Annotated in this window: 23 protein-coding genes and 3 pseudogenes; 22 read left to right on the top strand and 4 right to left on the bottom strand. The window is 73.2% G+C overall.

The features are described from left to right. Window positions 1–16: 16 nt before the first annotated feature. From gcvPA to Q7L73_RS07145, 6 genes and pseudogenes are all read left to right on the top strand, one after another. Entirely contained in the window at window positions 17–1,408 is a 1,392-nt protein-coding gene (gene gcvPA / locus Q7L73_RS07160; RefSeq protein ID WP_304687551.1) for an aminomethyl-transferring glycine dehydrogenase subunit GcvPA, read from the top strand. Continuing rightward, window positions 1,405–2,922 carry an aminomethyl-transferring glycine dehydrogenase subunit GcvPB gene (gene gcvPB / locus Q7L73_RS07155; RefSeq protein WP_304687549.1) on the top strand — a complete coding sequence of 506 codons (1,518 nt, stop codon included), beginning with the start codon at window positions 1,405–1,407 and terminating at the stop codon, window positions 2,920–2,922. The genes gcvPA and gcvPB overlap by 4 nt, the downstream gene beginning before the upstream one ends. A 72-nt stretch (window positions 2,923–2,994) precedes the next feature. Continuing rightward, window positions 2,995–3,261, top strand: a complete 267-nt coding sequence (locus Q7L73_RS07150; protein ID WP_304687546.1) for a VCBS repeat-containing protein — start codon at window positions 2,995–2,997, stop codon at window positions 3,259–3,261. Further along, window positions 3,210–3,446, top strand: a pseudogene (locus Q7L73_RS28680) (FG-GAP repeat domain-containing protein); the annotation flags it as partial. The gene Q7L73_RS07150 and the pseudogene Q7L73_RS28680, both read left to right, overlap by 52 nt. After that, a pseudogene (locus Q7L73_RS28675) lies at window positions 3,439–3,603 on the top strand (FG-GAP repeat domain-containing protein); the annotation flags it as partial. The pseudogenes Q7L73_RS28680 and Q7L73_RS28675, both read left to right, overlap by 8 nt. A gap of 55 nt (window positions 3,604–3,658) precedes the next feature. Then, window positions 3,659–4,417, top strand: a pseudogene (locus tag Q7L73_RS07145) (choice-of-anchor D domain-containing protein); the annotation flags it as partial. Between the two features lie 332 nt (window positions 4,418–4,749). Here the strand turns inward: Q7L73_RS07145 and Q7L73_RS07140 are convergent. Then, the gene (locus Q7L73_RS07140) at window positions 4,750–5,862 is read right to left on the bottom strand and encodes a YihY/virulence factor BrkB family protein (RefSeq protein ID WP_304687544.1); all 1,113 of its coding nucleotides are present in this window, start codon (window positions 5,860–5,862) and stop codon (window positions 4,750–4,752) included. Between the two features lie 117 nt (window positions 5,863–5,979). On the opposite strand from Q7L73_RS07140, the gene Q7L73_RS07135 reads away from it, so the two are divergent. After that, window positions 5,980–6,858, top strand: coding sequence for a sulfurtransferase (locus Q7L73_RS07135; RefSeq protein WP_304687543.1), 879 nt, complete (start codon window positions 5,980–5,982; stop codon window positions 6,856–6,858). Window positions 6,859–6,861: 3 nt separating this feature from the next. Here the strand turns inward: Q7L73_RS07135 and Q7L73_RS07130 are convergent, their stop codons facing one another. Beyond that, a complete protein-coding gene (locus tag Q7L73_RS07130) occupies window positions 6,862–8,295 on the bottom strand; it encodes a cytochrome P450 (protein WP_304687542.1) in 1,434 nt (477 codons plus the stop codon). A gap of 66 nt (window positions 8,296–8,361) precedes the next feature. On the opposite strand from Q7L73_RS07130, the gene Q7L73_RS07125 reads away from it, so the two are divergent. The 6 genes from Q7L73_RS07125 to Q7L73_RS07100 are packed head-to-tail and all read left to right on the top strand — an operon-like array spanning window position 8,362 to window position 12,390. Then, a complete protein-coding gene (locus Q7L73_RS07125) occupies window positions 8,362–9,078 on the top strand; it encodes a TetR/AcrR family transcriptional regulator (RefSeq protein WP_304687541.1) in 717 nt (238 codons plus the stop codon). 34 nt (window positions 9,079–9,112) lie between these two features. Further along, window positions 9,113–9,334, top strand: a complete 222-nt coding sequence (locus Q7L73_RS07120) for a ribbon-helix-helix domain-containing protein (protein WP_304687540.1) — start codon at window positions 9,113–9,115, stop codon at window positions 9,332–9,334. Next, window positions 9,327–9,680: a type II toxin-antitoxin system VapC family toxin gene (locus Q7L73_RS07115; protein ID WP_304687539.1), complete on the top strand. Its 354-nt coding sequence runs from the start codon at window positions 9,327–9,329 to the stop codon at window positions 9,678–9,680. The genes Q7L73_RS07120 and Q7L73_RS07115 overlap by 8 nt, the downstream gene beginning before the upstream one ends. Window positions 9,681–9,693: 13 nt before the next feature. After that, window positions 9,694–10,710: a tryptophan--tRNA ligase gene (gene trpS, locus Q7L73_RS07110; protein ID WP_304687538.1), complete on the top strand. Its 1,017-nt coding sequence runs from the start codon at window positions 9,694–9,696 to the stop codon at window positions 10,708–10,710. Between the two features lie 40 nt (window positions 10,711–10,750). Further along, window positions 10,751–11,416: an RNA polymerase sigma factor gene (locus Q7L73_RS07105; protein WP_304687536.1), complete on the top strand. Its 666-nt coding sequence runs from the start codon at window positions 10,751–10,753 to the stop codon at window positions 11,414–11,416. Beyond that, window positions 11,413–12,390 (top strand): hypothetical protein, encoded by a 978-nt coding sequence (locus Q7L73_RS07100; protein ID WP_304687534.1) that lies wholly within the window; start codon window positions 11,413–11,415, stop codon window positions 12,388–12,390. Before Q7L73_RS07105 ends, Q7L73_RS07100 begins: the two co-directional genes overlap by 4 nt. Before the next feature lies 1 nt (window position 12,391). Here the strand turns inward: Q7L73_RS07100 and Q7L73_RS07095 are convergent, their stop codons facing one another. Then, window positions 12,392–12,835, bottom strand: a complete 444-nt coding sequence (locus Q7L73_RS07095; RefSeq protein ID WP_304687533.1) for a nitroreductase/quinone reductase family protein — start codon at window positions 12,833–12,835, stop codon at window positions 12,392–12,394. Window positions 12,836–12,936: 101 nt separating this feature from the next. On the opposite strand from Q7L73_RS07095, the gene Q7L73_RS07090 reads away from it, so the two are divergent. Together Q7L73_RS07090 and scpB are read left to right on the top strand one after the other, a co-directional pair. Continuing rightward, the gene (locus Q7L73_RS07090; protein ID WP_304687531.1) at window positions 12,937–13,689 is read left to right on the top strand and encodes a ScpA family protein; all 753 of its coding nucleotides are present in this window, start codon (window positions 12,937–12,939) and stop codon (window positions 13,687–13,689) included. Beyond that, entirely contained in the window at window positions 13,689–14,525 is an 837-nt protein-coding gene (gene scpB, locus Q7L73_RS07085) for an SMC-Scp complex subunit ScpB (RefSeq protein ID WP_304687529.1), read from the top strand. Before Q7L73_RS07090 ends, scpB begins: the two co-directional genes overlap by 1 nt. Here scpB and rlmN read toward each other — a convergent pair. Next, window positions 14,503–15,495 carry a 23S rRNA (adenine(2503)-C(2))-methyltransferase RlmN gene (gene rlmN / locus Q7L73_RS07080; RefSeq protein WP_304687516.1) on the bottom strand — a complete coding sequence of 331 codons (993 nt, stop codon included), beginning with the start codon at window positions 15,493–15,495 and terminating at the stop codon, window positions 14,503–14,505. The genes scpB and rlmN overlap by 23 nt on opposite strands. Before the next feature lie 25 nt (window positions 15,496–15,520). On the opposite strand from rlmN, the gene Q7L73_RS07075 reads away from it, so the two are divergent. The 7 genes from Q7L73_RS07075 (at window position 15,521) to aroF (ending at window position 23,012) form a co-directional block, all read left to right on the top strand. Beyond that, entirely contained in the window at window positions 15,521–16,237 is a 717-nt protein-coding gene (locus tag Q7L73_RS07075) for a pseudouridine synthase (protein ID WP_304687509.1), read from the top strand. Beyond that, window positions 16,237–16,896 (top strand): haloacid dehalogenase-like hydrolase, encoded by a 660-nt coding sequence (locus Q7L73_RS07070; RefSeq protein ID WP_304687502.1) that lies wholly within the window; start codon window positions 16,237–16,239, stop codon window positions 16,894–16,896. Before Q7L73_RS07075 ends, Q7L73_RS07070 begins: the two co-directional genes overlap by 1 nt. 21 nt (window positions 16,897–16,917) lie before the next feature. After that, window positions 16,918–17,283: a chorismate mutase gene (gene aroH, locus Q7L73_RS07065; RefSeq protein WP_304687498.1), complete on the top strand. Its 366-nt coding sequence runs from the start codon at window positions 16,918–16,920 to the stop codon at window positions 17,281–17,283. Window positions 17,284–17,304: 21 nt separating this feature from the next. Continuing rightward, on the top strand, window positions 17,305–19,425 hold the full coding sequence (locus Q7L73_RS07060) for an ATP-dependent DNA helicase RecQ (RefSeq protein WP_304687493.1): 2,121 nt from the start codon (window positions 17,305–17,307) through the stop codon (window positions 19,423–19,425). A gap of 8 nt (window positions 19,426–19,433) precedes the next feature. Continuing rightward, window positions 19,434–20,519, top strand: coding sequence for a histidinol-phosphate transaminase (hisC, locus tag Q7L73_RS07055; RefSeq protein ID WP_304687491.1), 1,086 nt, complete (start codon window positions 19,434–19,436; stop codon window positions 20,517–20,519). A gap of 66 nt (window positions 20,520–20,585) precedes the next feature. Beyond that, window positions 20,586–21,656 carry a hypothetical protein gene (locus tag Q7L73_RS07050; protein WP_304687489.1) on the top strand — a complete coding sequence of 357 codons (1,071 nt, stop codon included), beginning with the start codon at window positions 20,586–20,588 and terminating at the stop codon, window positions 21,654–21,656. A gap of 315 nt (window positions 21,657–21,971) precedes the next feature. After that, the gene (aroF, locus tag Q7L73_RS07045; RefSeq protein WP_370552361.1) at window positions 21,972–23,012 is read left to right on the top strand and encodes a 3-deoxy-7-phosphoheptulonate synthase; all 1,041 of its coding nucleotides are present in this window, start codon (window positions 21,972–21,974) and stop codon (window positions 23,010–23,012) included. The last annotated feature ends 7 nt before the right edge of the window (window positions 23,013–23,019 follow it).

The following is a 23,019-nucleotide window of genomic DNA, read 5'->3' as shown; positions in this document are numbered from 1 at the left end:
GTCTGACAGAGGTCATATGAGCACGTACACCTCCGCAACGGACGCCGATCGGCGCGCGATGCTCGACGCGATCGGCGTCGACTCGATCGAAGCGCTGTTCGCCGACATCCCCGCCGCCCTGCGTCTGGACCGCGGGCTCGACCTGCCCGCGGGGCTCTCCGAGCAGGAGGTGTACGCGCATCTGCGTGCGCTCGCGGCGAGAAACGTCTCGACCGAGGACGAGATCAGCTTCCTCGGCGCCGGCATGTACGACGCCTACGTCCCGGCGCTGATCGACTCGATCATCCTGCGCTCGGAGTTCCTGACGCCGTACACGCCGTACCAGCCGGAGATCTCGCAGGGCGGCCTGCAGGTGATGTTCGAGTACCAGACGGCGATCTCGGAGCTGACCGGCCTGCCGGTCTCCAACGCCTCCGTCTACGAGGGGCCGAGCGCGGTCGGCGCGGCCGGCTACCTCGCGAAGCTGACCAACGGCCGCCCGCGCGTGCTCGCCTCGCGCGGTGTCCATCCGCACAGCCGCGAGACGCTCACGACGCTCTCGCACGGCTACGGCCAGACGGTCGAGGAGATCCCGCTGAAGGACGGCGTCACCGACATCGAGGCGCTGAAGTCCGCGCTTGCCGACGACGTCTCCGCGGTCGTCCTGCAGCAGCCGAACTTCCTCGGCTCGGTCGAGGACGTCGCCGCGCTCACCGCCGCCGCGAAGGAGCACGGCGCGCTCGTCATCTGCGCCTGCGACCCGGTCCCGCTCGGGATCCTCCAGCCGCCCGGCGAGCAGGGCGTCGACATCGCCGTCGGCGAGGGCCAGACGCTCGGCAACCGGCTCGACTTCGGCGGCCCCTCTTTCGGCTTCTTCGCCGCCGCGCAGGAGCACATCCGCCGCATGCCCGGCCGCATCGCCGGCGAGACGACCGACGTCGACGGCCGCCGCGGCTTCGTGCTGACGCTGCAGACGCGCGAGCAGCACATCCGCCGCGAGAAGGCGACCTCCAACATCTGCACCGCGCAGGCGCTGAACGCGCTCGCCGGCGTCATCTATCTGTCGTGGCTCGGCCGCGACGGCCTCGTCGAGCTGGGCGAGCTGCTGGTGCAGCGGACCGCCTACGCGCGCGAGCGGCTGGCGCAGATCGACGGCGTCGAGCTGCTGCACGAGGCGCCGGTCGTGCGCGAGTTCGCGGTCGCGCTCGACGCGCCCGTCGGCGCCGTCGTCGAGCGGCTCGTGTCCGAGGGCATCAACCCCGGCTACATGCTCGCGACCGACTATCCGGAGTACGAGAACGGGCTGCTGATCGCGATCACCGAGCAGCGCTCGCGGGCGCAGATCGACCGCCTCGCGGAGGCGCTGGAGCGTGCGCTGGTCGCCGAGCGAGCCGCCACCGTCGGCGCCGGAGCGGGGGCGCAGGCATGAGCGCGACCGTCCCCACCCAGCCGGTCGAGGGCCTGCCGATGCAGCGCGACGAGATCAAGACGATCTACGAGCGCTCGGTCGAGGGCCGCCGCGCTTTTGCCGCGCCGCCGCTCGACGTCCCGGTCAAGCCGCTCGACGAGCTGATCCCTGCCGCGCTGCGGCGCAGCACGCCGGCGCAGCTGCCGCAGGTCTCCGAGCCGGAGATCGTGCGCCACTACAACCGCCTGAGCAAGCGCAACTTCGACCTCGACACCGGCTTCTACCCGCTCGGCTCGTGCACGATGAAGCACAACCCGAAGCTGCACGAGCGCGTCGCCGGCCTGCCCGGCAACGCCCGCCTGCACCCGCTGCAGGACCCGGCGCGGGCGCAGGGCGCGCTGGAGCTGATGCACGGCCTGCAGGAGTCGCTCGGCGAGATCGCCGGCATGCCGCACGTCTCGCTGCAGCCGTCGGCCGGCTCCCACGGCGAGCTGGCCGGCCTGCTGCTGACGCGCGCGTACCACGAGGACCGCGGCGAGCAGCGCACGAAGGTGCTGACGCCCGACACCGCGCACGGCACCAACCCGGCGACGGTGACGATGGCCGGCTACGAGGTCGTCAAGGTCGGCACCAACGCCGACGGCGGCGTCGACGTCGACGACCTGCGCGCGAAGGCCGACGACTCGGTCGCCTGCCTGATGCTGACGAACCCGAACACGCTCGGCGTGTTCGACCCGCAGATCGAGGAGATCGCGCGGATCGTCCACGGGGTCGGCGCGACGCTCTACTACGACGGCGCCAACCTCAACGCGATCATGGGCATCACGCGCCCGGGCGACATGGGCTTCGACATCGTGCACTTCAACCTGCACAAGTCATTCACCCAGCCGCACGGCGGCGGCGGCCCCGGCGCCGGCCCGATCGCCGTCTCCGACCGGATCGCGCCGTATCTGCCGCGGCCGCAGGTCGTCAAGCGCGAGGACGGCACGTTCGACCTCGAGCACGACATCCCCAAGTCGATCGGCAAGCTGCGCGGGTTCCAGGGCAACTACGGCGTCTTCGTGCGCTCGTACGCCTACATCCGCTCGCTCGGGGCGGAGGGGCTCAGAGAGGCGTCGGAGATCGCCGTCCTCAACGCCAACTACCTGCTCGCGCTGCTCAGAAGAGCGGGCGTCGCCGAGTATCTGCCGGCCGCCTTCGACCGTCTCTGCATGCACGAGTTCGTGCTGTCGGGCGCGCCGATGAAGCGCGACCTCGGGATCAGAACGCTCGACCTCGCCAAGCGCCTGCTCGACCACGGCGTCCACCCGCCGACGGTCTACTTCCCGCTGCTCGTCGACGAGGCGCTGCTGCTGGAGCCGACCGAGACGGAGACGAAGGAGACGCTCGACCACTTCGCCGACGTGATCGCCGAGATCCTGGCGGAGGCGAAGGCCGATCCCGAGATCGCCCGCAACGCGCCGTACACGACGCCGGTCCGCCGCCTCGACGAGGCCGGCGCGGCGAAGAAGCCGGTCATTCGGCAGCCGCTGTAGCGCCCGCGCCGTCAAGGAGCGTCCTGTCCGGCCGAAGAGCCGGGCAGGACGTTTCCCAAGGAAGAGGGTCGCATGCATCGCCGAGCTGTTCGCCGTACTGCCGCCGGGCTCACGCTGGCGGGAGCGTTGCTGCTGCCCGCGACGGCCGCCGCCGTCTCGTTCTCCGCGCTCGGCCCCGTGCCGATGGGCGGCACGCCGAACGCGCTGGCGGTCGCCGACTTCGACGCCGACGGGCTGCCCGACGTCGCCGGCACCGTCTCCGCCTCGGCGGGACCAACAGCGTCGCCGTGCGCCTGTCGACCCGCTTCGGCACCTTCTCCGGCGGCTCGACCGTCGTGATCGGCAGATTCCCGACCGGCGTCGTCGCCGCCGACCTCGACGGCGACGGCAACGTCGACCTCGCGACCTCCAACTACCAGTCGAACGCGGTCTGGGTGGCGCGCGGCACCGGCGACGGCAGCTTCGGCGTGCCGCAGAGCCACGACATCGGCGCCGGCAGCTACGCGATCGCGGCGGGTGACGTCAACGGCGACGGCGCTCGACCTCGTCACCGCCAACCCGTTCGCCAACGCGGCGTCGGTGCTGCTCGGCGACGGTGCCGGCGGCTTCACCGTCACGTCGATCGCGGTCGGCGCCTTTCCGGAGAACGTCGCGGTCGCCGATCTCGACGGCGACGGCGACGACGACGTGATCACCTCCGACGTTCGGCAGCGCGCAGGCGCCGGTCCCGCAGGGGACGGCGGGCGCGACGCGGACGCTGACGCTGACCAACGACGGCCCGATGCCGCTGCGCGTCGGCGGCCTGCTGTTCGGCGGCGACGATCCCGACGACTTCGCGCTCTCCTCCGACAGCTGCCGCGCCGCGGTCCCCGCCGGCGGCAGCTGCGAGCTGCGCGTGCGCTTCCTGCCGCAAGCGCAGGGGGAGCGCGCCGCGACGCTGACGGTCCTCTCCAACGCGGCCGGCCTGGCGCCGATCGCGCTGAGCGGGACCGCCGGGCCGCTGCCGCAGGGTCCGGCCGGAAGCGACGGGACCGACGGCGCGAGAGGCGACACCGGCGCGGCGGGTGCGAAGGGCGACACGGGCGCGGCCGGCGCGAGGGGCGATGCCGGCACGGGCGTCGCCGGGGCGAAGGGCGACGCGGGCGCGACCGGGCCGAAGGGCGAGACGGGCGCGGCCGGGCCGGTCGGGGCTCAGGGGAGAGCGGGGTCGATCCAGCTTGTGACGTGCACGGTGCAGAAGGCGAGGGGCAGAAAGTCGCGCAGACGTTGCACGACGAAGACGATCTCCGGCAGCGTGACGTTCACGACGGCGGCGAAGGCGTCGGCGACGCTTGCGCGCGGCAGTCGCGTCGTCGCGCGCGGCAGCGCGAGCGCCCGCGGCGGCCTGGAGCTGCGCAGCGGCGCGCGGCTCGCGGCCGGTCGCTGCACGCTCACGCTGCGGTGGAGCGAGGGCGGGCGCAGCGTCACCTCGCGCGCGCCGCTGACGATCCGCTGACGCATCGCGCGCGCGACGAGGCGCCCGCGTCGCGCTGCCCGCCCGCGGTCGTCCGCGGCGCGCCCGCCGCCGAGCTCGGCCGCGGATGTATCTGGAAAGCGGTGGGTAGCCTCGTTCACATGAGCGAGCTTCCCCCGCGAGACCTGCCCGACGAGCCTGCGCGACCGGACGAGGCGGGCGACGCGCCTGGCGCGAGCGACCGACTCGAGGCGGAGCGGCCCGAGCCCGGCGCCGAGCCGGCACCCGGCGACGCGCTCGCGGCCGGCGGCGCCGTCGATGCGGACGAGCCCGACGCCGCGCTCGTCCCGCCTCCGCCGCCGCCCGAGCGGCCGTCAGTGCAGGAGGCCGACGAGCGCGCCCAGCGCCGGCTGGAGCGCGAGCAGCGGCGCGGGGGCCGTCCGCAGGCGCAGGGGATGGTGCCCGCGCGGGAGCACCGGCGGTTCGCCGTCGAGCGCATCTTCGTGCGGCTGATCGCGACCGGCGGCATCGTCGCGATCGCCGTCGTGCTCGGCGCGATCCTCGTCTCGCAGGACGTCGCCGGTTGGACCACCGGGCTCGTGATCGGGCTCGTCACGGTTGTGCTCGCCGCGCTTCTCTGGTCTTCGCGCGAGCTGTAGCGCGTCCGCGGCGATCGCGGCGTTCAGCTCGGCGCCGAGCAGGAGCGCGACGTTCGAGAGCCAGATCCAGCCGACGAGCACGATCGCGCCGGCGAAGGCGCCGTAGAGCGCGCCGACGTCGGCGACGCGCGAGATGTAGGTGGCGAAGCCCCATGAGGCGCCCAGCCACAGCGCGACGCCGACGCCCGCACCAGGTGTCAGCCAGCGGAACGAGCGCTGGCGCAGGTCGGGCGTGACGGTGTAGAGGAACGAGAAGACGAGCACCGCGACCGCCACCGCAGCCGGCCAGCGGGCGAGGTTCCAGACGTCGGCGACCTGGGTGCCGAAGCCGGCGAACCCCAGCAGGTCCTCGGCGAAGCGGCCGCCGACGAAGACGAGCACGAGGCTGACGAGGATCAGCGTCATCAGCACGACGGTCGAGAGCACGTCGACGGTCTTGCGGTGCAGGAAGCTGCGTCCGCCGCTGACGCCGAAGACGACGTTCAGCGCGCGCCGTGCCGACTCCAGCACGCCGGTGGCGCCGTAGAAGGCGATCACGATCGAGAGGGCGAGCGTCGTCGCCGCGGTGCCCTTGTGCTGGAAGGCGCTGCGCAGCGAGCTGTCGAGCGGGTCGAGCGCGGAGGCCGGCGCGACCTCGCGCAGGTAGCTCATGATCGCGTTGTAGGTCGTCGGGTACTGGCCGACGAGGCCGAGCAGCGAGACCGCGAGCAGCAGCGCCGGGAACAGCGACATCAGCCCGTAGTAGGTGAGCGCCGCGGCGTGCTGCGTCATCTGGTCGTCGTAGAAGGCGATCAGCGCGCGCTTGCCGATCCGCAGAGACCTGCGCATATGGGTCTGACAGCTACCCGCTCAGGCGGGGATGAGATCGCAGCGCGGCGCGAGGGCGGCTGTCATCGCCCGCTAATCTCGACTCACTGAGTCGAGATTGAAGCGAGGATCGTCCGCATGACCGCCACGCCGCTGCTGCCCGCCCTGATCGACGCCGCCGCGCTCGACGCCCACCGCGGCGATCCCGAGCTGCGGATCTTCGACACGACCGTGCTGCTGCAGCGGCCGCCAGAGGGCGGGCCGTACGAGGTCGTCAGCGGCCGTGCCGGCTACGAGCAGGGCCACATCCCCGGCGCCGCCTTCGCCGATCTCGCCGCCGACCTCGCCGACCCCGACGCGCCGTTCGCCTTCACGCTCCCGCGCGCCGAGCGGTTCGCGCGCGCGGCCGGCGCGCTCGGGATCGGCGACGGCGCGCACGTCGTCGTCTACGCGCAGAGCGCGACGATGTGGGCGACGCGGCTGTGGTGGCTGCTGCGCTACTTCGGCTTCGACGCCGTCAGCGTGCTCGACGGCGGCCTGCCGGCGTGGCGGGCGGCGGGCCTCCCGCTGGAGACCGCCGCGACGCCGTACCCGCCCGCGACGTTCACCGCGCGGCCGCGCCCCGAGCTGCTCGCGACCCGCGCCGACGTCGAGGCGATCGCTCGCGGCGAGACGCCCGCCTGCCTCGTCAACGCGCTCTCGCCCGAGGTCTTCCGCGGCGAGGGCCCGAGCTCCTACAGCCGTCCGGGCCGGATCCCGGGCAGCGTCAGCCTCCCGCACGCGACGCTCGTCGACCCCGGCACGAACCGGTTCCGCCCGCTGCCGCAGCTGCGCACCGCGCTCGACGCCGCCGGCGCGCAGCCGGGCCAGCAGGTCGTCGCCTACTGCGGTGGCGGCATCTCCGCGACGGTCGACGTCTTCGCCTGGGCGCGCACCGGCCGCGACGACGTGAAGCTCTACGACGGCTCGCTGACCGAGTGGACCGCCGACCCCGATCTCCCGGTCGAGGTCGGCTGATCCTCACGCCGGCCGCTTCGCCGTCACGATCACCTGCGCGCCCTCCTGCGGGATCATCGTGACGTTGCGGTGGCGGGCCTTCTCGGGCGCCGCGTCGACCGGCGCGAGATCGGTGCGGCGGGCGATCGCGCGCATCACGACGCGCTGCTCGGCCATCGCCAGCGCCGCGCCGAGACAGCGGCGGATGCCGCCGCCGAACGGGATCCACGTGTAGGTGCCGGGTCTGACGCCGAGGAAGCGCTCGGGGCGGAAGGCGAACGGGTCGGGGTAGACGTCCGCGCGGTGGTGCAGCAGCAGGATGCTGACGAGCAGCTCCGACTCCGCTGGCAGCACGTGCTCGCCGAGCTGCCAGGGCCGCTTCACGCGCCGGCCTATGATCGGGATCACTGGGCGGGAGCGCATCGTCTCGTGGATCGTCGCCTCGATCCAGCCGTCCTCGTCGGCGAACTCGGCGCCGCCGGAGCGGGCGACCTCGCGCAGGCGGTCGTACGCCGCCGGCGTGCGCACGAGCCGTTCGAACGACCAGGCGAGCGAGTTGGCGGTCGTCTCGTGGCCGGCGAGCACGAGCGTGACCAGCTCGTCGCGCAGCTCTCTGTCGGTCAGCGGCGTGCCGTCCTCTGCGGTCGTGCGCAGCAGCAGCGAGAGGATGTCGGTCCGCTCGGCGGCGTCGTCGGCGGCGCGGCGGGCGTCGATGACGGCGTAGATGTAGCGGTCGAGTCTCGCCAGCAGCCGCTTCAGCGGCCCGGCGGGCTCTTCGCGGTTGATGTTGAGCAGCTCGAAGAACTGCGCCTCGGGCCGCACCGACAGCGCGATCCCCCAGCGGATCGCCTCGCGCAGGCTGCGCTCCGGCGTGCCCTTCTCGGGCAGCCCTTCGATCCCGAAGATGCCGGCCATGATCACGTCGAGCGTGATCGCCTGCATCCGCGGCGCCAGCCGGATCGGCTCGCCGATCGGCCAGGCGTCGATCTCTCTGTCGGCGACCTCCGCGATCATCGCCGCGTAGCGCGCGACCGCCTCGCCGTGGAACGGCGGCAGCAGCAGCTTGCGCTGGCGCATGTGGCGCGGGCCGACCGCGGTCAGGACCGAGTTGGGGCCGACGATCGGCCGCAGCGGCGACTCGCCCGTCAGCGACGGCGCGTCGTCGGCTCTGGCGGTGAAGAGCGACTTGACGTGGTCCGGGTGGCTCGTCATCACGACGGTCGCGTCGCGGTCGAACATCCCGCTGAAGCGGAACGTCTCGCCATACCGGCGCTGCGCGGCGAAGACGAACTCGATCTGGCGGACGGAGAAGCGCAGCGTCTGCAGCGCGCGCGGCAGCGCGATCAGCGGCGGCAGCGCAGGCGGGCGGCGGTCGTCGGATGCGAGCGGCCCGGCGGGAGAGGAGGGGGCCTCGCCGATCAGCACGTCGTCGGCGCAGGACGGGGCGAGCGTGGCCATGGGAGCTATTGAATCAGAGTCCAATAGCTTCGCTCAAGCGGGAACCGCCCTAGACTCGCCTGGACGATGGCCAGCGTCCGCACCCGCCTCGACGTCGACGTCCGCCGCGAGCAGCTGCTCGACGCCGGCGTCGAGCTGTTCGCGCGCAGGTCGTGGGAGGAGGTCTCGATCGACGGGATCGCCGCCGCCTGCGGCGTCTCGCGCGGCCTGCTCTACCACTACTTCAAGGGCAAGCGCGAGTTCTACGTCGCCTCCGTCGAGCGGGCGGTGCAGCGGCTGCACGAGGAGATCGAGCCGGAGCTGACGCTGCCGCCGACCGCCCAGCTGCTGACCGGCCTGCAGCGCCACTTCGCCGGGATCGAGCAGCACGCCGATGCCCACACGCTGCTGCTGGGCGTCGCCGCCGCCGACGAGGAGGTCGCGGCGATCGTCGCGCGCGACCGCGAGGCGTTCGCGCAGCGCGTGCTCGCCGGCATGCCCGGCGCCGGCGGCTCCTCGCCGCTCGCGCGCGCGACCGCCCGCGCCTGGATCGGCTCGGTCGAGGCGGCGACGCGCGAGCTCATCGCCAGCGACGGCGACGTGACCGCCGAGCAGCTCGTCGCCGTGCTGGCCGAGTCGCTCGTCGCCGCGCTGCTCGCCGCCGCCCGCCTCGACGCCTCGATCGAGGTCCCGCCCGGGATCGACGGCCTGGCCGGCGGCGGCATCGTCGAAGCGATCGTCGCCAGCTGGTCGGATGACCCGCCCGGCGAACGCCCCGGTGGCGCCGAGCAGCCGGTGCCATAGGGCGGTAGACCTACTGCTGTATGCTGTGCTGTATATGGCTGCTCTGCGCACACAGATCTATCTGACGTCGGACCAGCGCGAGCGATTGGACGAGATCGGTCGCCGGGAGGGCAAGCCGCTGGCCGAGCTGGTGCGAGCCGCCGTCGACGAGTACCTCGCACATACCGCGCCCGACGCCCAGATTGCGCTCGACGCGACCTTCGGCGCAGTCCCCGACCTCACGGTCCCAGCCCGCGACGAGTGGGATCGTGCCTGACGTCCTCGTCGACAGCGACGTCTTCATCGACCATCTGCGCGGCGCGCACGCTTTCAGACCGCCGCGCGGTGACGTCGCCTACTCGGTCGTGACGCGGACCGAGCTGTTCGCCGGTCGCGCGAGCCAGGAGCGCGCCGTCGTGCAACTGCTCGCGCCCTTCCGCGAGGTGCCAGTGGATCGTGCGGTCGCCGAGCTGGCCGGTCGTCTGCGGCGGGAGCGCGGGGTCCGCATCGCAGACGCGCTGATCGCCGCGACGGCCGTCACGCAGGGTCTGCGCCTGATGACGCGCAACGTCAGAGATTTCGAGGGCGTTCCACGGCTGCGACTGATCCCGCCGGACCGATAGATTTCAAGCCATCGTGCGCATCTTCTCTGGGATCCAGCCGACGGGTCGCAAGCACCTCGGCAACTTCATCGGGGCGATCGAGCCCTACGTCGTCCATCAGGAGCGGGGCGAGGCGATCTACTGCGTCGTCGACCTGCACGCCACGACCGTGCCGTACGAGTCCGCGAGAATGCGCGCGAGCGTCTACGACACGGCGTGCATCCTGCTCGCGGCCGGGCTCGACCCGGAGCGCTGCATCTTCTTCCGCCAGTCCGACGTGCCGGAGCACACCGAGCTGAGCTGGCTGCTGGCGGCGGTCACCTCGTTCGGCGACCTCAACCGCATGCACCAGTTCAAGGACAAGGCCGGCGCGCAGCGCGACCTCGTCTCGGCCTCGCTCTTCACCTACCCGGTGCTGATGGCCGCCGACGTGCTCGCCTACCGCGCCGACGAGGTCCCGGTCGGCGACGACCAGCGCCAGCACATCGAGCTGATGCGCGACATCGCCGAGCGCTTCAACGCCCGCTTCGCGCCGGAGGCGGGGACGCCGCCGCTGGTCGTGCCCGAGGGCGTCTACCGCGAGGTCGGCGCGCGCATCATGGACCTGCAGGAGCCGACGCGGAAGATGTCGACGACCGGCGGCACCGAGCAGGGCACCGTGCTCGTGCTCGACGAGCCGAAGACGATCGAGAAGAAGTTCAAGCGCGCCGTCACCGACTCCGGCAGCGAGATCGTCCACGACCGCGAGCAGAAGCCGGGCGTCGCGAACCTGATCGAGATCTACGCGGCGGTGCGCGGGCTGTCGTTCGCCGAGGTCGAGCGCGAGTTCGCCGAGGCCCGCTACGGCGACTTCAAGGTCGCGGTCGCAGGCGCGGTGGTGGAGCGGCTGGAGCCGGTCCAGCAGCGCTACGCCGAGCTGCGCTCCGACGAGGGCGCGCTGGAGGCGATCTTCGCCGCGGGCGCCGAGAAGGCCCGCGCGATCACGCGCGAGACGCTCGCCGACGTGCGCGAGCTGATGGGCGTCGGGCCCAACCGCGCCGCCGTCCCCTAGCCGTTTGTAAGCGGGCGCGCCCGTCTGGACATATGGGGGTGTGACCGCTCCCGCCGACCGCGCCGCGCCCGCTGCCGCCCCGTCTCCGCCTGCGGGCGGCGCCGACCCGGCGCGCGCCCGCCTGGAGGCGCTCTACGTCGCGCACGCCGTCGCCGTCCATGCCTACGCGCGGCGCCGGACCGATCCCGCCAGCGCCGAGGACCTCGTCGCCGAGACCTTCCTCGTCGCCTGGCGCCGGCTCGACCGCGTCCCCGCCGACGCGCTCCCGTGGCTGTACGCGACCGCCGGCCGGCTGCTCGCCAACCACCGCCGCGGTGAGGCGCGGCGGGCTGCGCTGGCGGCACGCGTCGGGCGCGAGCGGGCGGTCGTCGCCGGCATCGGCGGCGCAGCAGCCGGTGGGACCGAGTTGAGCGACGACGGAGAGCGGCTGCTGCGCGGGCTCGCCGCGCTGCGCCCGGCCGACCGCGAGGCGCTGCTGCTGACGGCGTGGGAGGGCCTGGAGCCGGCCCGCGCCGCGACCGCGATGGGCTGCACGAAGGCGACCTTCCACGTCCGCCTCCACCGCGCCCGCAGACGGCTGGAGGCGGCGCTGGAGCGCGAACGCGCGGCGGCAGAGGTCCAAGCGAGCGCAGGCCGCGCGACAGGCGGCGGCGTTGACGCGGACGCCGCGGCAGCAAGCGGATCGATCGAGGAGGCACGCACATGAGCGACGTGATCGACCGCCTGCGCGCGCTCGACCCCGAGCCCGACGGCCGCTCCGGCGCGCCCCCGCTCGGCTGGCTGCGCGCGCTGCTCGACGCGGAGCCCGAGCCACCCAGCCGCGTCCGCCGCCCGCACCGCGCCCCCGGCCCCCGTCGCCGCGGCCCGATAGCCGTCGCCGTCGCCCTCGCCTGCCTCATCGCCCTCGCGCTCGTCGCCGTCGCCGTGCTCGGGGGCGGGAAGGACGAGGACGGGTTGGTCCCTGCGCACAGCGAGCAGCCGGTCGTCGTACATGTCGTCGTCGACGCCGTCGAGCCTGGTCCCGTGATTCAGATAGGCGAGGGCAGAAACCGAGGGAGGCTCGACGGCCCCGTCGAACGCTGGAGCGACGTCGGCGGTCAGCGCTGGCGTGAACGGACGACGCTGAGCCGCGCGAGAGGGCTGCCGGGCGGGACGATCGACACCGCGTTCGAGAAGAACGTCGAGCGCACGCGCGAATCGTGGAGCCGAAGAGTGCGCGTCCAACGCGACCCCGGCAGGTCAGGAGCCACCTTCGGCAGCAATATCGCATTGCTGAACGGCCTCTCGCCGTTGGCGCACACCGACGCGGGTCGCGCGTTCATCGCCGGAGTTCCCGATCCACGTGGCGCGATTGAAGCGATGATCGCGCGCCGAGAGATTCGTGCGGCAGGCGAGACGATCCGTGACGGACGGCGATTGCTGCGCTTCACAGGGGAGACGGCTGCGCGCCGCACTCGGCCCGGCAACGGCTTCTGGCCGGCGACACGGTCGACCTTCCTGCTCGATCCCGACAGCTACGTGCCATTCGAGATCGAGTGCCGATACGCCTTCCTGCCGCAGAGTCCGAGACAGCCGCCGCGGTTCACGGGCCATACGACGTTGCGCTTCCTCGTCTACGAGACGCTTCCCCTGAGCAGACGCACGGAGTCGTTCCTGCGGCTCGGCGGGCCGACCCGCTGAATCAGCGCGGGTCGAGGTCGACGCGGACCGTCAGCAGCTCGCTGCCGAAGGCGCGCACGGCGCGGGCGTTGGCGCCGCGGCCCTTGCCGGTGGTCGCCAGCCATCTCTGCCGTTCGAGCGGGTCGTCGTCGGGCAGGGCGGTGGCGGTGCCGCTGAGCCACTGCTTGCTGCCGCCCGTGCGGACCTGGACACGCACGCGCGGGTCGGCGGCGATGTTCTTGACGTAGGCGGCATTGGGACCATGCTCGGCGACGATCCAGAACTGCTCGCCGACGAGGCCGTCGCCGACCGGCGTCTGGCGCGGCTGGCCGCTCTTACGGCCGGTCGTCTCCAGCAGCGCGTAGCCGGGCGGGAGCCAGCCGCGCGCCAGCAGGCGCTTGATCAGCGGGTTCACCAGCTTGTTCTGGAACGGGCGCACGACCCGGTGCTTGAAGCTCCCTGACATGTCATGAGCCTGACAGATGAGCGCGGTGAGCAGGGAGAAGCAGGAAGCCGGCGCGACTGCGCACGGAGGCGTCGGGTGCTGCCGCTAGCGTGTTCGAACAGATGCGCGCCGCCGATCTCGATCTCGACCTGGACGTCTTCGCAGGGCCGTTCGACCTGCTGCTGACGCTCGTCCTGCGCGAGGAGGTCGACCTGCTCGAGGTCGACCTCGCCGACGTCGTGCTGACCTACATCGACTTCCTCGAGGCGAAGGGCGAGCTGGACCTCGAGCTGGCGACCGAGTTCCTCGTCCTGATCGCGGCGCTGCTGGAGCTGAAGTCGCGCCTGATGCTGCCGGGCGAGGAGGAGGAGCTGGTCGACCTGCAGCCGAGCGAGGCGGCCGAGGAGCTGCTCGCGCGCCTGCTGGAGGCCCACCGCTACCGCGGCGCCGCCGACTACCTGACGAGACGGCTCGCCGCCGAGACCGGCTACCGCTTCCGCCAGGCGCCGCTGCCGGCCGCGCTGCGGCGCGGCACGCTGGACGACTCGCGCCCGGTCTACGACCCGGCGCAGCTGGGCCGCGCGATCGGCGGGCTGCTGCGGATGCCGGCCGAGATCTCGCTCAGCCACGTGACGATCCAGAGAGTCACCGTCGTCGAGCGGCTGAGACACTTGCGCTCGCTGCTGCACCGCGGCCGCTTCTCGTTCGACGAGGCGGTCGCGAGAGCGGACCGCGTCACGGTCGCGGTCACGATCTGGGCGCTGCTGGAGCTGTACAAGCGCGGCGAGGCGACCTGGGAGCAGGACGAGCCGTTCGCCGAGATCACGGTGCAGGCGCGCGCCGAGAACCCGTGGGCGACCGCCGAAGCGGTCTGATGGCCGACGAGCAGCCGCCCGACGCGCCCGACGCCGAAGCCGAGGCGCCCGCGCCAGCAGCGCCCGCGCCCGCAGCGGCCGACTTCGACACCTCCGAGCTGGAGCGCCTGATCGAGGCGCTGCTGTTCCTCTCCAGCGACCCCGTCAGCGCCGACCAGCTCGCCGACGCCGCCGACGCCGACGTGCCGCAGGTCGAGGCCGCGCTGAGAGCGCTCGGGGAGGACCTCGAGGAGCGCCGCCGCGGGATCGTCGTGCGCGAGCTGGCCGGCGGCTTCGTGCTCGCCTCCAACCCGCTCGCCGAGGACGCCGCCCGCCGCCTCTTCGGCAAGCCGCGCACGCCGCCGCTGACGCCCGCGCAGGCCGAGACGCTCGCGGTCGTCGCCTACCTGCAGCCGGTCTCGCGGCCGGAGATCGCCCGCATCCGCGGCGTCAACGCCGAGTCGGCGGCGGCGACGCTGATCGAGCGCGGCGTGATCGAGGAGGGCGGCCGCTCGCAGTTCGGCGCCGTCCTCTACCGCACGACCGACCTGTTCCTGCGCCTGTTCGGCCTCAGATCGCTCGACGACATGCCCGACGTCAGCGCCTGGGACCCGTCGCCCGAGGTCGCCGCCAACATCCGCGACCGGCTGCTGCGCGCCGGCGAGGCGCGCCTCGGCGTGCCGACCGCCGCCCAGCCGGCCGAGGGCCGCACCGAGCGTCCCGGCGGCGCCGAGGCGGCCGTTCCCGCCGGCGACGCGCTCGGCGCGCTGGGCGCCGACGTCCCGCCGGAGGAGGAGCCGGACCAGGAGCCGGCCGGCGCCGACGTGATCCCGATCAGCCCGCCGCAGCAGCCTTGACGGCCAGCTGACCGCAGGCGGCGTCGATGTCGCGGCCGCGCGTCAGGCGGACCGTGGCGGAGATCCCGTGCTCCTCCAGCACCGCGCGGAAGGTCTCGATCGCCTCGCGCGAGGAGCCGTCGTAGATCGAGTCGGTCGGGTTGTACGGGATCAGGTTGACCTTGAAGATCCACGGCTCGAGCGTTCTCGCGAGCTGCAGCGCCTGCGCGTAGGAGTCGTTGACGCCGGCCAGCATCACGTACTCGATGAAGACCATCCGCCGCTTGACCTCGTAGAAGTCGCGGCACGCTCTCAGCACGTCCGCGAGTCTGTAGCGGTCGTTGACCGGCATGATCTGCGAGCGCAGCGCGTCGTCGGGCGAGTGCAGCGAGAGCGCCAGGCGGATCGGCATCTCCTGCGCCGTCAGCCGCTCGATCCCGGGGATCCAGCCGACCGTCGAGATCGCCGTGCGGCGGTGCGTGATGCCGACCGACGGCAGCCGTCTGCAGGCGGCGAGCACGTGGTCGAGGTTCATCATCGGCTCGCCCATGCCCATGAAGACGCAGTGGTCGACCTCCTCGATGCGGCGGAAGTGGAGCGCCTGGTCGAGGATCTCTGAACGCGTCAGGTTGCGGCCGAACTTCATCGTGCCGGTCGCGCAGAAGGTGCAGGTCAGCGGGCAGCCCGACTGCGACGAGAGGCAGAGCGAGCGGCGGCCGTCCCTGTAGCGCATCAGCACGGCCTCGACCGCGCGCCCGTCTCTCGTCGAGAAGAGCGCCTTGACGGTGCCGTCGCTGGCGTGCAGCTCGCGCTCCAGTCTGAGGCAGGAGAACGGCACCCGCTCGGTGAGCGTGGCGCGCAGGTCGGCCGGGAGGTTGGTCATCTCCTCGTAGGAGGAGGCGCCTCTGGCGGTCCACTCCCACACCTGCTTGGCGCGGAAGGCCGGCTGGCCGAGGTCAGAGAGGGTGCTGTCGAGCAGGTCGAGATCCATCGCAGCCCTCTATGGTGGCAGGCCCGTGCGACTTGCAAAGTTCCTCGCCCATGCCGGCGTCGCCTCGCGACGCGCCTCAGAGCTCCTGATCGCCGAAGGCCGCATCACGGTCGACGGCCGCACCGCGACCGATCCGGCGCTCGACGTCGGTGAGCACAACGACGTCCGCTACGACGGCGATCGCATCCGCGGCGCCGAGCAGCGGGTCGTCTACGCGCTCAACAAGCCGGCCGGCGTCGTCTCGACCGCGTCCGACACGCACGGCCGCCGCACGGTCACCGACCTCGTCCCGCAGGGCCTGCGGCTCTACCCGGTCGGGCGGCTCGACGCCGACTCGACGGGCCTGATCCTGCTGACCAACGACGGCGAGCTGGCCAACCGCCTGACGCACCCGCGCTACGAGGTGCCGAAGACCTACAGAGCGACCGTCAAGGGCCCGTCGATCACCGACCGCGCGCTGCGGCAGCTGCGCGAGGGCGTGCGACTGGAGGACGGCCTGACCTCGCCGGCGCGCGTCCAGCGGCTCTCCGGCCACGTGCTGGAGATCACGATCCACGAGGGCAAGAAGCGCCAGGTGCGGCGCATGTGCGACGCCGTCGGCCACCCGGTCAGAGCGCTCGTACGCGTCCAGTTCGGCCCGCTGCGGCTCGGCGAGCTGCAGCCCGGCCGCAGCCGCCGCCTGACCGCGAGAGAGATCAGAGACCTCGCCGCGGCGGCGCACGAGCCGGCCGGCACCGCCTGATGGACGACGCCCGCGAGGTCGCCGTCTTCGACCTCGACGGCGTCCTCACGCGGCGGGACACCTTCACGCTGTTCGTCGTGAGCCGCTTCCGCCGCCGCCCGCTGCGGGTCGCGCTGGTGCTGCCGCTGGTGCCGCTGATGCTGCTGCCGGCGACCCGCCGCTGGGCGATCACGGCGGCGGTGCGGATCTCGCTGATCCGCCTGACCGTCGCGCAGTACCAGGCCGAGGCGGCGGCGTTCGCGCGCGAGCTGGCGGCGACGCCGGGCGCGCTGCAGCCGGGCTGCGTGGAGCAGGCGCGCGCGCACCTCGACGCCGGCGCGCGGGTCGTCTTCGCGACCGCCTCCGAGACCGCGCTGGCGCGGGCGCTGCTGGACGCCGCCGGCCTGCCGGACGCGGAGCTGGTCGCCTCGCGGCTGGTGCGCGCCGGCCGCGGCTGGCAGGTCGCGCTGCACAACCTCGGCGCCGAGAAGCCGCGCCAGCTCGCGGCGCACGGGGTGCGTGCGCCGTGGGCGGTCGCCTACAGCGACCACGCCGTCGACCTGCCGCTGCTGCGCGGGGCCGAGGTCGCGGTGCTCGTCAACGCCTCGCCGGCCTTCCTCGGGCTGGCGCGGGCCGAGCTGGAGGGGGAGGTGCACCTGGCCGACTGGCCGGCCGGGTGACCATCTACACTTCCGCCGCCTATGCGGCTCTTCGCGCTTCGAGGCGCCATCACCGTCGAGGACAACGACGCCGAGCAGATCCTGTCGGCGACCGATGAGCTGATGCGCGAGCTGATGTCGCGCAACAGCCTGGAGGCCGACGCGATGGTCTCCTGCCTCTTCACCAACACCGACGACCTCGACGCGCAGTTCCCGGCGGTCGCGGCGCGCAGGATGGGCCTCTCGAACGTGCCGCTGATGTGCGCCCGCGAGGTGCCGGTGCCGGGCTCGCTGCCGCTCGTGATCCGCGTGATGGTCCACTACTACGCGGCCGAGGACCACGTTCCGCAGCACGTCTACCTGCGCGGAGCCCGCGTCTTGCGGACGGACCTCGAGTCGGCGCAGTAGTCGTCGGCTACCGTCGTCTGCATGCAGCGCGCGCTCAGCTCTCTCCAGACCGTCTTCGCCGATCCCGCCGCCCCCGGCGCCGCCCCCGCGCTCGCTGAGCTGCGCGCCCGCTGGCGCGAGCTGGGGGAGCAGGAGCGGACGGCGCTGACCCCGCTCGCCAAGCTCGCCGCCGAGCGGATCAGAGCGGCGCAGCCGCCGTCGCCGCCGGCCGAGGACGACCACCTCTCGTATCTCGACAGCCTCGGCGGCCCCGCCGACGAGCACGACGATCCCGGCCGCTTCGAGCCGGCCGCCTTCGCGCCGCCGGCCGCCGCGCCGCCGCCGGCGACGGCCGCCGCCCCCGGCGCCGAGCCGACGCTCTTCTCCGCGCCGGCGCCCGCCGCCGTGACGGCCCCGCCGCGCCCCACCCGCGCCGCGATCGACGCCGACCCGGCCTCGCTGCTGCACCTGCTCGGCCTCTCCAGCTTCCGGCCCGGCCAGCGCGAGGCGGTCCAGGCGGCGCTCGACGGCCGCGACGCGCTGGTCGTGATGCCGACCGGCGGCGGCAAGTCGCTCTGCTACCAGCTGCCGGCGCTCGCCAGCGACGACCTGACCGTCGTCGTCTCGCCGCTGATCGCGCTGATGCGCGACCAGTGCGCCCGCCTGACCGACCTCGGCCACCCGGCCGTGATGCTCGCCTCCGGCGTCGACGCGGAGACCAATCGCCGCGCGCTCGACGACATCCGCAGCGGCGCCGCCACGGTCGTCTTCGCCGCTCCGGAGCGGTTCGCGAGCAGCGCCTTCCGCAGCGCGATCGCCGCCCGCACGATCGCCCTCTTCGTCGTCGACGAGGCGCACTGCGTCTCCGAGTGGGGCCACGACTTCCGCCCCGACTACCTGCGGCTGGCGCAGGTGATCGCCGACCTCGGCCACCCGCCGACGATGGCCTGCACGGCGACCGCGACGCCGAAGGTCGCGGAGGAGATCGTCGCCCGCCTGAGCCTGCGCGAGCCCGAGCGCGTCCGCTCCGGCTTCGACCGGCCGAACATCTCCTTCGACGTGCTGCCGTTCGACGGCGAGGGCAGCGTCGCCCGCAAGCGCGCGACGCTCGTGGCCGGCGTGACGATGGCGGAGAACCGCCCCGCGGTCGTCTACTGCGGCACGCGCAGATCGACCGAGGAGATCTCGGTGCTGCTCGACGAGGCCGGCATGAACACGGTCGCCTACCACGCCGGCATGAACGCCGAGCAGCGCTCGCTGCGGCAGGACGCCTTCATGCGCGGCGACGTCGACGTCGTCGTCGCGACCAACGCCTTCGGCATGGGCGTCGACAAGGCCGACGTGCGCTCGGTCTGGCACTGGGCGCTGCCGTCGAGCCTCGAGGCCTACTACCAGGAGGCCGGCCGCGCCGGGCGCGACGGCCAGCCCTCGCGCGCCGTCCTGCTCGCCTCGCGCGCCGACCTCGGCCGGCTCGTGCGCTTCATCCAGCAGGCCGAGGTGACGCCGGAGCAGGTCGCCGGGCTGGTCCAGCGGCTGCGCCACCAGGCCGGCGCGGAGGGCGTCGAGCTGGACGCCGGCGCCGAGAACGACCGGATCGCGCTCGCCGTCGCCGAGCGGGCCGGCGCGCTGCGGCTGGAGCCGGGCGCCGGCGGGCGGCTGCACGTCAGCCTCAACGACGGCGGGCTGGACCGCGGCCGCGTCGCGCAGCTGTGCCGCGCCGCGACCGACCGCCGCTGGCAGTCCTACCGCTCGATCGAGGCCTATTCGAGAGAGGGCGACCGCTGCCGCCGCCGCCAGCTGCTCGACCACTTCGGCGACGACACGCCGGTCGCGCCGCTGGGCCGCTGCTGCGACGTCCACGACGCGGTCGACTGGCTGCCGCCGATCACCGTCACGGCCGGCGGCCGCAAGGCGCGCGCCGCTGCCGCCGCGGCGCAGGAGGAGGGCCCGCCGGTCAGCGACGGCGAGCTGGCGCCGCTGAAGGAGTGGCGCCGCGAGCGCGCCGACGGCAAGCCGGCCTACACCGTCGCGACCGACGCGACGCTGCGCGAGATCGTCCGCCGCAAGCCGGCGACCGCCGCCGAGCTGCTCGACATCAGAGGGATCGGCCCGTCGTTCGTCGACAAGCACGCCGACTCGCTGTTCGAGCTGCTGGCACAATAGGCCCACTCATGGCCATCGAATTCACCGACAAGATCCGCCGCCTGCCCGTCTACCCGACCGCCGGCGGCTACGCGCTCGACGGCTTCGCGATGCTGGCGAGCAACGAGGCGCCGTTCGGGCCGATGCCGGGCGTGCTGGAGGCGGCGACGGCGGCCGTCGAGACCGCCAACCGCTATCCGGACCCGTCGAACATGAGGCTGCGCAGAGCGCTCGCGGCCCGGTACGACTACGACCCGATGAGAATCGCGATAGGCGCGGGCTCCTGCGACATCCTGCTGAGCGCCGCCGAGGCGCTGCTGGAGCCGGGGGCGGAGGTCGTCTACGCGTGGCCGTCGTTCTCCGTCTACCCGCACATGGCGGCCGCGACGGGCGCCCGCGCGATCAGAGTGCCGCTCGACGCCGAGCACCGTCACGACCTCGACGCGATGCTCGCCGAGATCACCGCCGCGACGCGCCTGGTGCTGATCTGCAACCCGAACAACCCGACCGGCACCGCCCACGCGCTGCCGGCGATCGAGCGCTTCATGGCCGAGGTGCCCAGCCACGTCTGCGTGATCCTCGACGAGGCCTACTGCGAGTTCTCGACGCTGTACGACCCGGACGAGTCGCTCGCGCTGCTCAAGCGCTACAGCAACCTCGTGATCCTGCGCACCTTCTCGAAGGTCTACGGCCTCGCCGGCCTGCGCGTCGGCTACGCGCTCTGCGGCGACGAGCGCTTCCGCGTCGCGGTCGAGCAGGTGCGCCAGCCGTTCTTCTGCAACTCGGTCGCGCAGGCCGCCGCCGAGGCCGCGCTGCTGCGCCAGGACGAGCTGACGCGGCGGATCGAGGAGACGGTCGCCAACCGCCTGACGCTGGAGGAGGAGCTGCGCGCGATGGGCCTGGAGGTCGCCGACTCGCAGGCGAACTTCATCTGGCACTCGCTCGGCGACGGCGACGAGCAGGAGATCCTCGCCGGCCTCAGAGAGCGCAAGGTGCTCGTCCGCTCCGGCGGCGCGCTCGGCCGCGCCGGCTGGTCGCGCACGACGATCGGCACGGCAGCCGAGAACCGCCGCTTCCTCGACGCGCTCAAAGAGCTCGTCCAGCAGCCGGTCTGACGCGGTCGCGGCAGCTCCCAGCGCGCGCTCAGGGGAATCCCAGGCGGGCGCGGGAGGCTGCCGCGCATGAGCCAGAGAACGTCGTCCCTCACGCGCCGGCAGGCGCTCACCGCCGCCGGGGCCGCTGCCGGCGGCGGCCTCCTGCTCGGGCGCACACCGGTCGCCGCGCTGTTCGGCGCCGATCCCGCGCAGGCCGCGAGCTGCGCCTCGCTGACGCCCGAGATGACGATCGGGCCGTACTTCGTCGAGGAGCAGCTCAACCGCTCCGACATCACGACCGACCAGGCGACCGGCAGCGCGCTCGCCGGCACGCCGCTGGCGCTGACGCTGAGGCTGGTCGACGAGGACGACGGCTGCGCGCCGGTCGCGGGCGCCTGGGTCGACGTCTGGCACGCCGCCCCCAGCGGCAAGTACAGCGACGAGCAGGTCGAGGGCACCAGCGGCGTGACGTGGCTGCGCGGCTACCAGGTCAGCGACGCCGCCGGCAGCGTCGCCTTCAAGACGATCTGGCCCGGCTGGTACCGCGGCCGCACCGTCCACATCCACGTGCGGGTGCGGACCTTCGACGCCGCCGGCAGAGCGACCTACGACTTCACCTCGCAGCTGTTCTTCGACGACGCGCTGACCGACGAGGTGTTCGCGGCGGCGCCGTACGCCGCCCGCGGCACGCGCGACACGCGCAACGCCGCCGACGACATCTACAACGGCGGCGGGTCGAGCACGAGGCTGCAGCCGACCCGCTCCGGCGACGGCTGGGCCGCGAGCTTCACGTTCGGGCTCAGCGGCGTGCCCAGCACCGGCGCCGCGACCACCACACCCGCGACGAGCGACGACACGACCGTCGCCGCGCGCCTGCTCGGCCTCTCCTGGAAGCGCTCGGTGCGCGGCGTGCGGCTGCTCGACCTGCGCCTGCGCACGCGCGAGGCGACGACCGTCGAGGTGCGGCTGCTGCGCGGCTCGCGCACGCTCGAACGGCGCGGCCGGAGAGCGCTGCAGGCCGGCACGCACACGCTGCGCCTGCCGCTCGGCTCCGGCCTCCACGCCGGCCGCGCGACCGTGCGGGTCGTCGTGCGCGACGGCGCCGGCAACCGCGTCGCGATCAGCCGCATCGTGCAGCTGCCGGCGCGCGCCCGCTGAGCAGACGGCAGGTGCGGCGACCGCCGGGCTTGCCCTCGGCGGTCGCGCTCTGCCACAATGGCCGCAGCGCCATGAACCCCGCTGACCGTACGATCGACGCCCTCACCGTGGCCGGCACCTATGCCGGCTATGCGTCGTACGCCAGCCTCTGGCGCCTCTCCGCCTGGCGATTTATCTAGGCGTCCGGCCAGATCGTCCACCGATGCACCCACCCGTCGTGGGTCCTCGTGGGGTCGGGCGCCACTCCCGCCGCCGGCACGGCTCCGTGCCGCTCCGTTCCGTAGATTCCAGGCCGAGAGGACCCGTGAAGCAATGATGATCGTGATGAAGCAGGACGCGACCGAAGCCGAGATCCAGGCTGTCGTCGAGCGTGTCGAGGGCGTTGGCGCCAGGACCCACCGCATCAACGGCGAGGAGCTGACGGTGCTCGGCGTCCTCGGCGACCGCGAGCACGTCCAGCGGCTGGAGCTGGAGGGTGCACCCGGGGTCGACAAGCTGGTGCCGATCCTCAAGCCCTACAAGCTCGCCTCCTCGCAGATCCGACACGGCGAGCCGAGCGTCTTCGAGATCGGCGGCCGCAAGATCGGCGGCACGAACTTCGCGCTGATCGCCGGCCCCTGCACGGTCGAGTCGCGCGAGCAGACGCTCGGCACCGCCCACACCGTCGCCGCCGCCGGCGCGACGCTCTTCCGCGGCGGCGCGTACAAGCCGCGCACCTCGCCGTACGCCTTCCACGGCCTCGGCGTCGAGGGCCTCAAGCTGCTGGCCGAGGCGAAGGCCGAGACCGGCCTGCCGATCGTCACCGAGCTGATGGACGCGCGCGACCTCGACGCGGTCCTCGAGGTCGCCGACGTGATCCAGATCGGCGCGCGCAACATGCAGAACTACACGCTCCTGACGGAGCTGGGCCGCGCCGGCCGCCCGGTGCTGCTCAAGCGCGGCCTGTCGGCGACGCTGGAGGAGCTGCTGAACGCCTCCGAGTACATCCTCAAGGAGGGCAACGAGCACGTCCTCCTGTGCGAGCGCGGCATCCGCACGTTCGAGACCGCCTACCGCTTCACGCTCGACCTGACCGCGGTCCCGGTGCTGAAGGGGCTGACGCACCTGCCGATCATCGTCGACCCGTCGCACGCCGCCGGCCGGCGCGACCTCGTCGAGCCGCTGTCGCTGGCGGCTGCCGCCGTCGGCGCCGACGGGATCATCGTCGAGGTCCATCCGAACCCGGACGAGGCGATCTGCGACGGTCCCCAGCAGCTGGTGGCGGCCGAGTTCGCCGCCTACGCCGAGAAGGTCGCGCAGACCGCGGCCGTCGTCGGCAAGACGATCTCCAACGTGGCGGCGGAGGCCGCCGCCTGAGAGGAGC

Source organism: Conexibacter sp. CPCC 205762 (genome assembly GCF_030646155.1).
Taxonomy (GTDB): domain Bacteria; phylum Actinomycetota; class Thermoleophilia; order Solirubrobacterales; family Solirubrobacteraceae; genus Conexibacter.
The sequence above is the reverse complement of the archived record's forward strand: the minus strand, read 5'-3'. Positions and strand labels throughout refer to the sequence as shown.

What these genes read in the sequence shown, in the direction of transcription:
- gcvPA (WP_304687551.1), top strand. Translation starts at nt 17, where the DNA reads ATGAGCACGTACACCTCCGCAACGGACGCCGATCGGCGCGCGATGCTC.
- gcvPB (WP_304687549.1), top strand. Translation starts at nt 1,405, where the DNA reads ATGAGCGCGACCGTCCCCACCCAGCCGGTCGAGGGCCTGCCGATGCAG.
- Q7L73_RS07150 (WP_304687546.1), top strand. Translation starts at nt 2,995, where the DNA reads ATGCATCGCCGAGCTGTTCGCCGTACTGCCGCCGGGCTCACGCTGGCG.
- Q7L73_RS07140 (WP_304687544.1), bottom strand. Translation starts at nt 5,862, where the DNA reads ATGCGCAGGTCTCTGCGGATCGGCAAGCGCGCGCTGATCGCCTTCTAC.
- Q7L73_RS07135 (WP_304687543.1), top strand. Translation starts at nt 5,980, where the DNA reads ATGACCGCCACGCCGCTGCTGCCCGCCCTGATCGACGCCGCCGCGCTC.
- Q7L73_RS07130 (WP_304687542.1), bottom strand. Translation starts at nt 8,295, where the DNA reads ATGGCCACGCTCGCCCCGTCCTGCGCCGACGACGTGCTGATCGGCGAG.
- Q7L73_RS07125 (WP_304687541.1), top strand. Translation starts at nt 8,362, where the DNA reads ATGGCCAGCGTCCGCACCCGCCTCGACGTCGACGTCCGCCGCGAGCAG.
- Q7L73_RS07120 (WP_304687540.1), top strand. Translation starts at nt 9,113, where the DNA reads ATGGCTGCTCTGCGCACACAGATCTATCTGACGTCGGACCAGCGCGAG.
- Q7L73_RS07100 (WP_304687534.1), top strand. Translation starts at nt 11,413, where the DNA reads ATGAGCGACGTGATCGACCGCCTGCGCGCGCTCGACCCCGAGCCCGAC.
- Q7L73_RS07095 (WP_304687533.1), bottom strand. Translation starts at nt 12,835, where the DNA reads ATGTCAGGGAGCTTCAAGCACCGGGTCGTGCGCCCGTTCCAGAACAAG.
- Q7L73_RS07090 (WP_304687531.1), top strand. Translation starts at nt 12,937, where the DNA reads ATGCGCGCCGCCGATCTCGATCTCGACCTGGACGTCTTCGCAGGGCCG.
- scpB (WP_304687529.1), top strand. Translation starts at nt 13,689, where the DNA reads ATGGCCGACGAGCAGCCGCCCGACGCGCCCGACGCCGAAGCCGAGGCG.
- rlmN (WP_304687516.1), bottom strand. Translation starts at nt 15,495, where the DNA reads ATGGATCTCGACCTGCTCGACAGCACCCTCTCTGACCTCGGCCAGCCG.
- Q7L73_RS07070 (WP_304687502.1), top strand. Translation starts at nt 16,237, where the DNA reads ATGGACGACGCCCGCGAGGTCGCCGTCTTCGACCTCGACGGCGTCCTC.
- aroH (WP_304687498.1), top strand. Translation starts at nt 16,918, where the DNA reads ATGCGGCTCTTCGCGCTTCGAGGCGCCATCACCGTCGAGGACAACGAC.
- Q7L73_RS07060 (WP_304687493.1), top strand. Translation starts at nt 17,305, where the DNA reads ATGCAGCGCGCGCTCAGCTCTCTCCAGACCGTCTTCGCCGATCCCGCC.
- hisC (WP_304687491.1), top strand. Translation starts at nt 19,434, where the DNA reads ATGGCCATCGAATTCACCGACAAGATCCGCCGCCTGCCCGTCTACCCG.
- Q7L73_RS07050 (WP_304687489.1), top strand. Translation starts at nt 20,586, where the DNA reads ATGAGCCAGAGAACGTCGTCCCTCACGCGCCGGCAGGCGCTCACCGCC.
- aroF (WP_370552361.1), top strand. Translation starts at nt 21,972, where the DNA reads ATGATCGTGATGAAGCAGGACGCGACCGAAGCCGAGATCCAGGCTGTC.